The sequence below is a fragment of the Arthrobacter sp. NPDC058288 genome (assembly GCF_042880995.1).
In the GTDB taxonomy this organism is placed as follows: domain Bacteria; phylum Actinomycetota; class Actinomycetes; order Actinomycetales; family Micrococcaceae; genus Arthrobacter.
In genome coordinates this window covers 1,130,476-1,143,960 of sequence record NZ_JBHVYH010000001.1, presented here as the reverse complement: position 1 = coordinate 1,143,960, position 13,485 = coordinate 1,130,476, and the positions used below count along the sequence as shown (strand labels likewise).

General features: G+C 64.4%; 11 protein-coding genes. 3 read left to right on the top strand and 8 right to left on the bottom strand.

Annotated features, from left to right (window positions below; all coding sequences use genetic code 11):
- Positions 1-246 precede the first annotated feature (246 nt).
- The gene (locus ACFVWT_RS05455) at positions 247-5,010 is read left to right on the top strand and encodes a DUF4082 domain-containing protein (protein WP_390245931.1); all 4,764 of its coding nucleotides are present in this window, start codon (positions 247-249) and stop codon (positions 5,008-5,010) included.
- A gap of 34 nt (positions 5,011-5,044) precedes the next feature.
- Here ACFVWT_RS05455 and ACFVWT_RS05450 read toward each other — a convergent pair whose 3' ends face one another.
- The 8 genes from ACFVWT_RS05450 to coaD form a co-directional block, all read right to left on the bottom strand.
- Positions 5,045-6,073: a TolB family protein gene (locus ACFVWT_RS05450; RefSeq protein WP_390245929.1), complete on the bottom strand. Its 1,029-nt coding sequence runs from the start codon at positions 6,071-6,073 to the stop codon at positions 5,045-5,047.
- Positions 6,070-7,359, bottom strand: a complete 1,290-nt coding sequence (locus tag ACFVWT_RS05445; protein WP_390245927.1) for an MFS transporter — start codon at positions 7,357-7,359, stop codon at positions 6,070-6,072. Before ACFVWT_RS05445 ends, ACFVWT_RS05450 begins: the two co-directional genes overlap by 4 nt.
- Positions 7,360-7,364: 5 nt before the next feature.
- Positions 7,365-7,790, bottom strand: a complete 426-nt coding sequence (locus ACFVWT_RS05440) for a hypothetical protein (protein ID WP_390245925.1) — start codon at positions 7,788-7,790, stop codon at positions 7,365-7,367.
- Between the two features lie 423 nt (positions 7,791-8,213).
- Positions 8,214-9,170, bottom strand: a complete 957-nt coding sequence (mutM, locus tag ACFVWT_RS05435; protein ID WP_390245923.1) for a bifunctional DNA-formamidopyrimidine glycosylase/DNA-(apurinic or apyrimidinic site) lyase — start codon at positions 9,168-9,170, stop codon at positions 8,214-8,216.
- 8 nt (positions 9,171-9,178) lie between these two features.
- Positions 9,179-9,901 carry a ribonuclease III gene (rnc, locus tag ACFVWT_RS05430; protein ID WP_209743906.1) on the bottom strand — a complete coding sequence of 241 codons (723 nt, stop codon included), beginning with the start codon at positions 9,899-9,901 and terminating at the stop codon, positions 9,179-9,181.
- Between the two features lie 18 nt (positions 9,902-9,919).
- The gene (gene rpmF, locus ACFVWT_RS05425) at positions 9,920-10,123 is read right to left on the bottom strand and encodes a 50S ribosomal protein L32 (RefSeq protein WP_009356569.1); all 204 of its coding nucleotides are present in this window, start codon (positions 10,121-10,123) and stop codon (positions 9,920-9,922) included.
- A 36-nt stretch (positions 10,124-10,159) separates the two neighbouring features.
- On the bottom strand, positions 10,160-10,684 hold the full coding sequence (locus ACFVWT_RS05420; RefSeq protein WP_390247082.1) for a YceD family protein: 525 nt from the start codon (positions 10,682-10,684) through the stop codon (positions 10,160-10,162).
- A 190-nt stretch (positions 10,685-10,874) separates the two neighbouring features.
- Positions 10,875-11,360: a pantetheine-phosphate adenylyltransferase gene (gene coaD, locus ACFVWT_RS05415; protein WP_390245920.1), complete on the bottom strand. Its 486-nt coding sequence runs from the start codon at positions 11,358-11,360 to the stop codon at positions 10,875-10,877.
- Between the two features lie 43 nt (positions 11,361-11,403).
- Between coaD and ACFVWT_RS05410 the strand changes: the two genes are divergently transcribed.
- On the top strand, positions 11,404-12,279 hold the full coding sequence (locus ACFVWT_RS05410) for an SDR family NAD(P)-dependent oxidoreductase (protein WP_390245918.1): 876 nt from the start codon (positions 11,404-11,406) through the stop codon (positions 12,277-12,279).
- On the top strand, positions 12,276-13,484 hold the full coding sequence (locus ACFVWT_RS05405; RefSeq protein WP_390245916.1) for an aminotransferase class I/II-fold pyridoxal phosphate-dependent enzyme: 1,209 nt from the start codon (positions 12,276-12,278) through the stop codon (positions 13,482-13,484). The genes ACFVWT_RS05410 and ACFVWT_RS05405 overlap by 4 nt, the downstream gene beginning before the upstream one ends.
- Position 13,485 lies beyond the last annotated feature (1 nt).

The following is a 13,485-nucleotide window of genomic DNA, read 5'->3' as shown; positions in this document are numbered from 1 at the left end:
CGCAAGCCCTTAGACTCGCGGCTAAAGGTTGCTTGACGCTGCTCGACCCGGTGGTCTCACACCGGCTCGACTTGGCAGGATCCAGCGGAGCTGGGCCGGCCATGATGCAGTGAGGGGCGTTAGCTACGCAGCCTTTTGCTGGACGACAACTGAATATCTTGGTTTGGCTGCGCCGGGGGGCGGCTTGCAGGGCAGTGCACATAGCACCGCCCGATTTGCAACTGCGCACTCACTCCAGGAGTTCACATGTCTGTCCCCTCAGCCGATCGCACGCTCAAAGCCTTCAAGCAGGTCATCTTCCTGCTGGCATTAGCCATGGTGGCCGCGCTCCTGCCGGCTGCAGCACCCGCCTGGCTCTTACCGTTCGCATACGCGGCGGACCCCTGCGCTCCCGTTGTGAACGCCATTGCCTGCGAAAATTCCAAGCCAGGGACCCCGTCGTCGGAGTGGGACATCACGGGTGCCGGTGATTCGGACATTCAGGGATTTGCCACCGGCATCAGTGTCAACGCCGGCCAACCGATCAACTTCAAGATTGACACCAACGCGTCGAATTACAGCATTGCCATCTACCGGACCGGCTGGTACCAGGGCCTCGGTGCCCGCAAGATCGCCGACGTCACACCCGTCGCATTCCGGCAATCACAGCCACAGTGCCTTAACGACGTGGCAACAGGCCTCTATGACTGCGGGACCTGGGCCGTGTCCGCAACGTGGCAGGTTCCCGCCACTGCCGTTTCCGGGGTATACGTCGCCCTCCTGAAGCGCCCGGATACCGGAGGTTCGAGCCATATCACGTTCATAGTCCGCTCGGACGGCAGCCACTCGGATGTAGTCTTCCAGACCTCCGATACAACATGGCAGGCGTACAACGACTACGGCGGTTCGAACTTCTACTACGGGACCAACGGCAGAGCGTACAAAGTCAGCTACAACCGGCCCGTTGCCACGCGAGGCGGCCCGTCGGGCCGGGACTTCTACTTCAGCAATGAATACCCAATGGTGCGTTTCCTGGAGAAGAACGGCTACGACGTCAGCTACATCAGCGGCCTTGACACGGCCAGCAACGGCAGCCAGCTTCTCAACCACAAGGTCTTCCTCTCCGTCGGCCACGACGAATACTGGTCCGGACCCCAGCGGGCCAATGTCCAGGCCGCGCGCGATGCCGGCGTGAACTTGCAGTTCCTGTCCGGCAATGAAATGTACTGGCGCACGCGGATCGAGCCGTCGCCCGTGGACGGCGCTGCCGGACGAACAATCACGTCCTACAAAGAGACATGGGCCAACGCAAAAATAGACCCGAGCACGCAGTGGACGGGAACCTGGCGGGACCCCAGGTTCGCCTCCCAGGCCAACGGTGGAGGACTGCCTGAAAACAGTGTGAGCGGGACCCTGTACATGTCCAACTACACGGATCTTCCCATCACCGTCAGTGCCGCAGAGGGCAAATCGCGTCTCTGGCGGAATACGTCCCTGGCCTCCCTCGCCACGGGAACCTCTGCCCAACTGGCTCCTCACACCGTGGGCTACGAGTCCAACGAGGACCTGGACAACGGGTTCCGGCCCGCAGGTCTGATCAGGTTGTCGACGACGACCGGCGCAACGCCGGAGTATCTCCAGGATTTCGGCAACACCGTGAAACCCGGGACAACCACACACAACACCACGATGTACCGTGCACCGGGCGGAGCGCTGGTCTTCTCGGCCGGCACGGTCCAGTGGACGTGGGGCCTGGACCAGGAGCATGACGGCGCCGGCGCCCCCGCGGACCCCCGGATGCAGCAAGCCCAGATCAACCTGCTGGCGGACATGGGCGCCCAGCCGGGGACGCGGGATCCGGCCCTGGCCGCGGCAACTGCCAGCAGTGATTCGGCAGCACCAACAGCTTCCATTTCCTCCCCGGCCGAAGGGGCCGTCATCGCGCACGGCAGCAGCATCACGGTGTCCGGTACAGCCAGTGATACGGGCGGCATCGTAGCCGGAGTGGAAGTCTCCACCGACGACGGGACCACCTGGCACCCCGCCCAGGGCAAACAAAACTGGACTTACACCTATATTCAAAAAGGGCTCAACACCGCCAGCATCAAGGTGCGCGCCGTGGACGACAGCGCCAACATCGGCACCGCCTCGACGCGAAACCTGCAGGTGAGCGGCCCCTACACGGTCTTCGGCCAGCAGGTCCCCGCAGTGCCCGATTCCCAGGACGGCGGCGCCTACGAGCTCGGCATGAAGATCACGCCGAGCGTGGACGGCTTCATCACCGGTGTCCGCTTCTACAAGAGCACCGGCAATACCGGAACCCACACCGGTTCCCTGTGGAATTCATCCGGACAACGGCTGGCAACCGCCACCTTCACGTCCGAATCAGCCTCAGGATGGCAGAAGGTCCTGTTCAGCCAGCCGGTAGCCGTTTCGGCGGGGCAGAAATACACGGTGTCCTACACAGCCCCCAAAGGCCACTACGCCATCAAGGACTACCAGTGGGCCAGCTTCGGCTTCACCGAAGCGCCCCTTACGGTGGCGGGCGGGTTCGGTAGCGACCCTGCCGGCGTCTTCGGCGGTCCCGATGCCTTCCCGCAGAACAGCTTCGGCAACGGCAACTATTTCGTTGATGCGGTCTTCGACACGGTGGACAACACCCCTCTGACGGCCTCCGGACAATGGCCGCTGGGCGGATCATCCAGTGTCCCCCAGGCAACCACCGCCGGAGCTGTCTTCTCCAAGCCGGTCACAGCGTCCAGCGTGCAACTTACTTTGAAAGCGGCAGACGGCACCACTGTTGGCGGCACCACTGCCTACGATTCAACAACACGAAAGGTGACGTTCACGCCGGGTGCCGCCCTGGCCCTTGCGACGACTTACACCGCCACGCTCAGCGCCACTGCCACCACCGGCGGATCCCTGACGGACGGCGGAACATGGTCGTTCACAACAGTGCTCTCCCCGCCGTCTCCGGGAAGCTGCCCGTGCAGCTTCTACGACGACTCGGTCCTCCCCGGAATCCAGGAGATCAGGGACGGCGTGCCGGTAACCCTGGGCATCCGTTTCTGGAGCGCCGCAGACGGTACCGTCACCGGCGTCCGCTTCTACAAGTCCGCCGGAAACACCGGTACCCATACCGGCACGCTGTTCACGGCCGCCGGGCAGCAACTGGCAACGGCGACCTTCGCAAATGAAAGCACCGCCGGCTGGCAAACGGCATACTTCAACCAGCCAGTGGGGATGTCCGCGAACACGGAGTACATCATGGCCTACAAGACCTCGACCGGAGCCTACTCCGCGACGGTTAACGGCTTTGGTCCGGGACTGACCGTCGGTAACCTGCGGGCAAACTCCGATGCAGGCGCCTACTCGTACAGCAGCGACTTCCCGAATGTCCGCTCCACTGCGAGCTATCTGGTGGATGTCGTGGTCCAATATCCGGAGCCGGCATTCGTAGCGGGTGCGCAGACACCGATTCCCGGTTCTTCCAGTGTTGCACTGGACACGACCGTCGGAGCGACGTTCTCCAAACCGGCTACCGCATCGAGTGTCCGGCTCACCCTGGCAGGACCGGGCGGCACGAACATTTCCGGCACCACGAGCTACGACTCAGCGTCCGGCAAGGTGACCTTCACCCCGTCTGCGCCGCTGACGGCAGCCACCAGCTACACAGCCACGCTGACAGCCACCTCCACAACTGACCAGGTGCTCAGCGCGGGCGGAAGCTGGACATTCACCACCGTTCCGCTCCCTCGGACCGACGGCACGTGTCCCTGCACCCTCTACCAGGACACGGTGACGCCGGCTGTCATGGAAATCAAGGACGGAGCCGCCGTGGCCCTGGGCGTCCGCTTTGCGAGCTCGGCCAGCGGGCAGGTCACCGGTATCCGCTTCTACAAAGCCGCGGGTAACACCGGAACCCATACCGGAAGCCTCTTCAGCATCACGGGCCAACAGCTCGCGACCGTAACGTTCACCGCCGAGTCCACTGCCGGGTGGCAAACGGCAACGTTCAGCCAGCCCGTAACGATCGCCGCGGACACCGAATACGTGGCAGCCTACAAGTCGCCGACGGGCACCTATTCGGCCACTCCCGGCGGATTCACCACCGGGTTCACCAGCGGACCGTTGCGGACGGCCGCGGACTCAGGCGGGTACTCGTACAGCGGAGACTTCCCAGGCTCTTCCTCCAGCTCCAGCTACCTTGTTGACCTGGTCTTCCAGACCTCGGCGGTGGCACCTCCCCCGGAGCCGCTGACCGTCACTGCACAGTCGCCGGCCCCTAATGCCACCGCGGTGGCATTGAATGCCCAGCCGAGCCTGACCCTCTCCTCCGCCGTGCAACCCGGCGCTTCCCTTGTCCTGACTGCCGGCGGAACCAACATTGCGGGGACGTCGGCGTTGTCTTCGGACGGCCGCACGGTGACATTCACGCCGGCACAACAGCTCCCGGCTAACACCGTCATCACGGCGAGCGCCGCGAATGTCATCTCGCTGGCCGGGGCGGCGCTCGCACCCACCTCCTGGCAATTCACCACCCTCACTCCGCCGCCGCCCTCGCAGTCCCTCTTCGCGTCCCTGCTTCCGCAGATCGCGGCGTCGACGGATGTCCGGGCGGTGGAGCTCGGGGTGGCTTTCAGCGCGTCAGCCGCCGGTTCCGTCACGGCCGTCCGCTTCCACAAGGGCACCGCCAACACAGGAACACACACAGGTTCGCTCTGGACGGCCTCGGGAGTGCGCCTGGCCAAAGTGACGTTCACTAATGAAACAGCAAGCGGATGGCAGACTGCCACGCTCCCGACTCCAATAGCACTGACAGTCGGAACCACCTACATCGTTTCCTACAACGCGCCAGCGGGCCGCTACTCTTACACGCCAAACTTCTTCACAAAGGCGTGGACAAGCGGCGCCCTGACCGCCCGGGCCAACAACAACGGGCTGTACCGATTTGGGTCGGGAACGGCGGTTCCCAACCAGTCGAGCAATTCGACTAACTACTTCGTGGACGTGGTCTTCGCCCCGCGGTAGACCGGACCGGAAGACGTGGCACGGGAGGCGGGGGTTAGCGGACCACGGATGGCGACCAGGCGTGCTCTATGTACAGGGACGCCCGGGCGGAACGATCAGCCCCGATCTGCCAAATGTCGCTGTCGCCCTCGGCGCCGTCACGGGGCAGTCCGTAAAGCAGAGTCCCGTCATCGAGCCATTCGACCTGGTCGTCAACGCTGCGGGCCTCCGACAACACCGTTTCGTTTCCGTCGGCGAGATCCAGGATGGCGATCTTCCAATGAGCGGCCAAAGGGGTTCCAGTGTTCTTCTTGTAGGCAACGCGGGTACCGTCAGGCGACACCGACGGGCATTCGACGCCGTCGTGAATTGCCGTAAGGGTCCTGGCCGAGATGCTGCCTTTGACCAGCCAGATGCGGCCCGACGACGCCGCCGTGGCATAGAACGCGTCCCCGTCCCCGGGGACGAAGGTCACACCCCAGATGTTCCGGTCGGCCGCCGTCACCTGTGCTCCGTTGACCAGGAGGGCAAACCCTTCCAGGCTTCCGGTGACAGGGCTTCCGTCAGTCCGGCTGATGGACGTTTCCGTCGAGAAACCCGAAGCGCCATAGGAGTGGCCGGTGACAAACACCGTTGCGGACACCAGCGAGCCGTCAGCACTCATCCGTGTGCGGCTGGGCATCCCCGGCACCGCCCACCGGCTGGTGGTTTGCCAGTCCCGGTTCAGCAGCAACGCCTCGAAGTTGGTAACGAGGCCCCGGTTTGTCTTCAGGCAAACGATAGTCCGGGCGGTGCCGTAGATCCGGTCGCAAGCCTCGGGAGCCAGGTACCGCTGCCCGGCGGGCTCCCCCAGCGGGACAGTGGCGGCCATCCCGTACCCCTGCCCCGGCGCCGTATTGCGGAACAGGACAAAAGCAGCCGCAGGAAGAACGCCTCCGGACGCCACGCTGACCGCGGACGCTGCCGAGCGGCTTTCCTGGAACCGCTGGAACGCGATAACAGCATAGGAACCGGCCCCCGCGAGGACCACCGCAGTGATCACCAACAGGATGATCCAGCGCTGCCTGCCGCTCCCGGGGCTCAAGCTGTGTGCCTTTGGCGCGTTCCGGCCCGCAGGATCAGCAGTGCGGCCGGCACGGCGGCCGCAAGGCAGCCGCCCACCACCACCATTGCCGTTGATGGACCAAGCGTGAACCACAGGACACCGAAGCCGGCCGAAGCGGCCATACGGCTCAGGGCCACAACTGTCTGGGCTGCACCGATGCCCGTGGCCAGCTTCTCCGGCGGTGTGAGCTGGCTTGCCAGGGCGGCGAGAACACCATCGGTTGCAGCATAGAAGGCTCCGAGCAGGACAAGGCAGGCCAGCGTCGGACCAAATCCGCCAAGCGGTGCAGCCGCGAGGAGATAGCACAACAGGAGCGCCACGTGCCCCGCCACAAAGACTCTCGCCTTTCCCCAGCGGTCGGCCAGCTTGCCAAGCGGGATCGCGAGAATGAGGAATACGACATTCGTGCCCACATACAGCAGCGGGAACCACTGCACCGCAAAGGAGTCCCGGTTCTGCAGGACCAGGTAGATGAAGCCGTCGCCGACGGTCAGCAGCCCGAGGAGCCCGGAGGCTACAAGCAGCCGGCCAAGGCCGGGCTCGCGCAAAAGGCTCCAGCGAAAGACGAAGACCGGGCCGGGGCGCCGTTCGGGCGCCGGTCCTGCCGGGGTCCCCGTCTTCAGGTTGGGTACCAAGAGTGCGAGTGCGGCCACGCCAATCACTGCGAAGGCAAGGGAGACCACAAAGAGGGTGCCGTAGCCGTTGGGGATCAGCATGAGGATGAAGAATGCCAGCAACGGGCCGCTTGCAGCACCGATGTTGTCCAGCATCCGGTGCACGCCGAAGTGACGCGCCAGGTACTCGGGCTGGGCGGACACGGTGATGAGCGCGTCCCGCGGTGCCGTCCGGATGCCCTTACCGATCCGGTCGCCGGTAACTATGGCCGTCAGCGCCCAGAAGCCGCCGGCGAAAAGGAAACCGACCCTGGCCACCATGGACAGCCCGTAGCCCGCGAGTGCAATTCGTTTCGGACTTCCGCTCCGGTCCGCTGCCCACCCCGCGGCGATCCTGACAATGGCGCTCGCGCCTTGGTTGATGCCGTCAAGTATTCCGAAGGCAATGGCGGACAGGCCGAGGAACCCGGTGATGTAAAGGGGAAGGACTGCCGATACCGATTCAGAGGAGACATCGGTGAACATACTGACAACACCCAGCCAGAGGATGACGGGCGACAGGCGGAAAGCCCGCTGGGGCACGGTGGAGTCGTCCAATGCCGGTTGCGCGTCCTTCTTGCCGCCGTTCCGGTCGGAGACGGAGATGTACATGCCGGTTACCCCGCCGTCGTATGAAGGTTGCCGAGCAACATGAAACGGGTACTGCCCGTTCCGGTGACTGACGTCGTCAGCGTCACAGAATCGGGGCCCCGGACGAAGCGGACAGATCGCTGCCCGTCCGCGGCGGGGGCCGGTTCGGACCAGAAACTAAGTGCGGCGAGCTTCTGCTGGAAGTGGCCCACCACTGAGTCCTGGCTGGACGGCGAGATGGCTTCCGCCGTCACTTGGAGGACGGTATCCGCGGCAGATACACCGGTGGAGACCACCACGCTTCCGTCAGGAAACTGGAGTGCGGTCTCCGGGAAGCCGGCGACGATTTTTCCCTGGGCGGACGCTGTGGGCGGCAGCGGCGAACTGACCAGGGCCTCCGGCGGCGGTGGCAGCGGAAGCCCGGCCGGGGCCGCTGCCACAGGCGGAAGCACTTCCCGCTGCCTGGACTCTGGCGCGGCGCTTCCTGTAGGTCCCTGTGCTCCAGGAGAAGCTCCCTTTCCGCCGGCTGCATCAGTTCCGGGTTCGGCGGATGTCGCGTCTTCGGAGCGGGTGCCTCCCGGCGGTAGGGCGCCGCCGGATCCGGCAGACGAACCGGGGACGCTCGTTGACGGAGCGGCCGCGCGAATGTCCGCGGCTCCGGCCAGTTGATCGAACACAACGGCAGCGCCCCCAAGCACTGCTGCGACACTCACCCCCGCGATGACAAGCCTCTTCGCTAACACTGGGCCCCCGCCTCCCGTTCAGGCGTTGAAGACCAACGCGCCTGCGATTCCGGCAGCCCGGGCTGCCCTGGGCACAGTCTGGCACCGCAAAAGACGGCTTCGATAGAGTGGCGGTACCTGCTTTTCCCTCGCTTACCACCGGCCGTTGCGGGGACGCGGCTGGCAAATGGGGCAGGTATAGGAGGACCGGTTCATGAATTGTTCGCGCTTCATGAGGCTCAAGATGCCTGCAGCGGCGCAGCGTTTGCACTCCTGGTTTTCCCTGCCGTACGCGTTGAGCGACCGGTCAAAGTACCCGGAGGCGCCGTTGACGTTGACGTAGAGGGAGTCGAAGCTCGTCCCGCCGGCGGCGAGGGCGTCCAGCATGACCTCACGTGCGGCGTCGAGAACCCGCAGCGCGTCGGCCCGGCGGAGTGTGTCGGTGGGCCGCGCGTAATGGAGGCGGGCACGCCACAGTGCCTCGTCCGCATAGATGTTGCCGATCCCGGAAACGAGCCCCTGGTCCAGGAGCGCCCGTTTGAGCCCGGTCTTCCGGGTGCGCAGCCGGCGGTAGAAGGAATCGAAGGAAAAATTGGGATCCAGGGGATCCCGGGCAATGTGGGAGGCTTCCTCGGCAATGAAGGGCGCCGGGGTCTCCCCCAGGCCGCCGGGTCCGCCGTCGGCTGTTGGTACCAGCGATGTGACGAACAGACCGCCAAAGATGCGTTGGTCCACGAATCGGAGCTGTTCCGGCATGCCCTCGGCGGGGCTCAGCCGCAGGCGGACTTTTAGGTGCTTCTCATCCGGCACAGCGGAATCCTGCATCAGCAGCTGTCCGCTCATTCCCAGATGGGCCATCAGGGCGACGGCAGGCCGGTCGGTGCCCGACGGCACTGCTGCCGCCTCCTCGAGCGGAAGCCAGAGGAACTTTCCGCGGCGCACCACGTCCAGCACCCGGGCGCCTTCGAGGTTGCCGGCAAAGTCCTGGGCGCCGAGGGCGTGCCGCCGGATTGAACGCGGATCCAGGACGTCGACAGAGGTGATTGTCCTGCCGCGGACCCAGCTCACCAGGCCGCGGCGGACAACTTCGACTTCCGGCAGTTCGGGCACGGAAAGACCTAGAGGCCGGCTTCGGATTCCGCCGGAAGACTTGACGTCCCGGCAACGGACAGCTTCCGCCAGGCGTCAGCGGCGGCTTCCTGCTCCGCTTCCTTCTTGGAACGTCCGGCACCCTGCCCGTAGTCGGTCCCGCCGATCCGGAGCACGGCGACAAAGGTCCGTGCGTGGTCCGGGCCGGAACCTTCCACGGCGTAGTAGATGCTGCCCAGCTGGCGGCTTGCCGCCAACTCCTGGATGCTGGTCTTCCAGTCAGTGCCTGCACCGAGGGCAGCGGCGTCCTGCAGCAGCGGGCCGATCAGCCGCATGACCAGTTGGCGCGCCGTCTCGATGTCGTTGGACACGTAGGTGGCGCCAATGAGCGCTTCCATGGTGTCCGCAAGGATGGAGGCCTTGTTCTTGCCGTCGGTGAGCTTTTCGCCCTGCCCGAGGTAGATGTACTCTCCGATGCCGAGGCTGCGGCCGATTCCGGCAAGCGCCCTGGTGCTGACCACAGCTGAACGCCGCTTCGCGAGGTCACCCTCAGGCAGTGCAGGGTTGTCGCGGTACAGGGCATCCGTCACGGAAAAGCCCAGGATGGAATCACCCAGGAACTCGAGGCGCTCGTTGGTGGGTATGCCGCCGTTTTCGTAGGCATACGAACGATGTGTCAGAGCAAGACGAAGCGTCCCGGCATCAATAGAGACACCGAGACGCTTCAAAAGCTCTTCAGTTGAAGACGTCATGTTCAGCCAGTGGGCCGATTAGACGTCCGCGACCTTGCGGCCCTTGTACTCAAGGAACAGCGCAGTGCCAGCCGAGTCGGTAACGACCTTTGCCTGGTGCGGCAGGCTGTACGTAACCTGGCCGTTCTCAACGGTCTTCACCAGGTGGGGGGCGGTTGCCTTCCACTGGGAGCGGCGGGCGCGGGTATTCGAGCGAGACATTTTCCGCTTCGGGACAGCCACGGCTAACTCATTTCTCTCTAGAAAAACACTTACAAATCAATTTTGCCGGTCAGGCTTAGCCAAGTCAGCTAGGGCAGCCCAGCGAGGATCTACGACCTCGTGGTGATGCCCCGGCTCGTCTTCCAGGCGTACTCCGCATTCGGAGCAAAGGCCCTGGCAGTCTTCCCGGCACACCGGCTGGAACGGCAGCATGGTTACAACCGCGTCCCGCAACACCGGCTCAAGATCGATTAAATCGTGCTCGATTCGATATTGCTCTTCTTCGTCTTCTTCGGCGGAGAACTGGGCGTCCTCGTAGAAGAAAAGTTCTTGCACATCGACCTCGAGGTCATACGCAAGGGGATCCAGGCATCGGCCGCACTCGCCGGTTACTTCGACGTGAACGGTTCCTGATACCAGAATTCCTTCGTGTACGGCCTCCAGCCGCAGATCCAGCCCGACATCCGAGCCTTCCTGCACGCCAATGAGTGCCACACCAAGCTCAGCTGGTGCGGGTACATGTTCTTTCAGCGTCCGCATGCTCCCCGGGCTGCGCCCGAGGTCCTTGACGTCGAACGCCAGGGGCGAACTAGCATCTCGTTTAATGAGAACTCCTGTTGAACATATGACCGACGTACTATCTTAGCCTGATCTTCCGGGCGGACTCAAACCGGCTGAATGCCACACGGTTGAGCACCGCGGGACGGACAGGGAATGGGCCGCAATACCGGCAGGGGCCGTTGCGTACCGATCAAGCCTACCCTGTGCCGGGCTAATCCTGGGACGACTCGCCTGCCAGCAGCCGTTTCAGCACCGATCGCGGCACATACTCGGACACGTTGCCGCCGAGGCTAAAGACTTCCTTGATGAGCGTTGACGACAAGTGGAGGTAGTGGCCCTCGGTGGGAAGGAAGACCGTTTCCACCCCGCTCAGCTGCCGGTTCATGGTTGCCATCGGGAGCTCGTAGTCAAAGTCCGACGACGACCGAAGGCCCTTCACGATTGCGGACACACCCCGCTGCCTGCAGTATTCGGCCAGCAGTCCTTCGCCCACCGGCTCCACCACGATGCCGCGCAGCGACGCAAGGGTCTCCCGGGCCATGTCGATCCGTTCCTCCAGCGAGAAGCGGTACTTCTTGGCGTAGTTGGTGGACACCGCCACGATGACTTCATCAAAGAGGCCAGCGGCCCGGGCGATGACTTCCAGGTGGCCATTGTGGATCGGGTCGAAGGAGCCTGGGCATACGGCGCGTCTCATGTTCCGAACCTACCGCATCCCCCGGGCGGGATAACATGACTGGATGCCCGAGTCGAACATTCCCTTCACTGTTGCAGGGGGCGTGGTTCTAGTCACCGGCGCAGCCATGGGCATGGGCCGGCTGCACGCACTCCGTGCCGCCAGCGAAGGCGCCGCAGTGGTGATCCTGTGGGATGAGGACGCTGCCGGACTCGAGGGCGTTGCCCGCGAAGTCACTGCGCTTGGCGCCCGGGCCGTCGCCCGCGCCGTGGATCTTGCGGACCGTGCCGCCATCGCCGAGGCCGCGCGGGAATGCCGGGCGGAAGGCGCCCTTACCCTCCTCATTAACAATGCTGGAATCGTGCGCGGTGCATTCTTCTGGGATCACCGGCCCGGCCCTGACATAGCGTTGACCATGGACGTCAACGCGCTGGCGCCGATGTACGTCACCCTTGCCTTCCTTCCCGACATGATGGCCGACGGCGGCCGCCCCCGCCGGATCCTGAACATCGCCTCCGCCGCCGGAACGGTCTCCAATCCCGGGATGAGCGTCTATGCAGCATCCAAATGGGCCGTTGTGGGCTGGAGTGACTCCCTGCGGCTCGAATTGGAACAGGAAGGCTACCGGCATCTGCGGGTCACCACCTTCTGCCCAAGCTACATTTCCACCGGAATGTTCGCCGGCGCCCGGGGCCCCCTGTTCACGCCGCTCATGACTCCTGATAACGCCGTCCGCCGGGCATGGCGGGCCATGGCCGCCGGCCGCCCGCTCCTCATTGCTCCGGCTACGGCTAATCTCGGCAAGATCCTGCGGGGAATCCTGCCGGTCCGCGCATGGGACTTCATCGGCGGTCGGGTCTTCCGAATCTACGCCGGCATGGAAAAATTCACCGGGCGGACAGAGGACGCCTCACCCAACCGACAGGCAGGCAAACAGTGAACGCAACAGTTCCGGCACCGTGGCAGCGGGCGGCGTCCGGTGCCAATCTGCTGGCAGCCAACGGCACCCTCGGGGTCACGATCTTCGAGGAGATGACTACCCTCGCGGTCCGGACCGGCGCCATCAACCTTGGCCAGGGCTTCCCCGATGAGGACGGTCCGACGGAAATCAAGGCGGCCGCCCAGGCGGCAATCGCCTCCGGCGCCAACCAATATGCACCCGGCAAGGGAATCCTTCCCCTGCGGGAGGCCATTTCGGCGCACCAGCAGCGGTTCTACGGCCTGACGCCGGACCCGGAGGCGGAGATCATCGTCACCACCGGCGCTACCGAAGCCATTGCTGCCTCGCTGCTGGCCCTCGTGGAGCACGGTGACGAAGTGCTCACCTTTGAACCCTTCTACGACTCCTACGGCGCCATGATTGGGCTGGCGGGAGGCACACATGTGACGGCTCCACTGCTCGCTCCGGATTTCATGCCGGACATGGAAGCCCTGGAGGCGGCCTTCAGCAGCCGCACCAAGGTGGTCCTGATCAATAATCCGCATAATCCGACCGGCGCGGTCTTTCCGCGTGAAGTTCTCCAGCGCGTCGTCGAACTTGCCGCCAGGCACGACGCCGTCATCATCACCGATGAGGTCTATGAGCACCTGACGTTCGGGGAACAGCACATCCCGGTGGCAACGCTGCCCGGAGCCGCCGGGAGGACCGTCACCATCTCCTCCGCCGGGAAGACCTTCTCTTTTACCGGCTGGAAGATCGGCTGGCTGAGCGGACCGGAACACCTCGTATCCGCCATCAGGACGGTGAAACAGTTCCTCAGCTACAGCTCCGGCACGCCGTTCCAGGGCGCCATCGCCGTAGGGCTCGCCCTGCCGGACGACTTCTACAGCGGGATCTCCGAGACACTTCGGCGTAAGCGGGACATCCTCAGCGAGGGGTTGAAGGCCGCCGGCCTGGACGTCTTTACACCGCAGGGAACCTACTTCGTGAATGTGGACACGGCTCCCCTGGGGATCTCCGACTCCGTGGACTTGGCCCGGAGGCTTCCGGAACTGGTGGGGGTCGCCGCCATCCCGGTTCCCGTCTTCTGCCATCCTGCGGGCGCCGAACGGACCCGCAGCCTGCTCCGCTTCGCGTTCTGCAAGAAGACCGAGGTCCTCGAGGAGGCCGCATCACGGCTCGCCACCCTCCGGGAAAGGCTGTGAC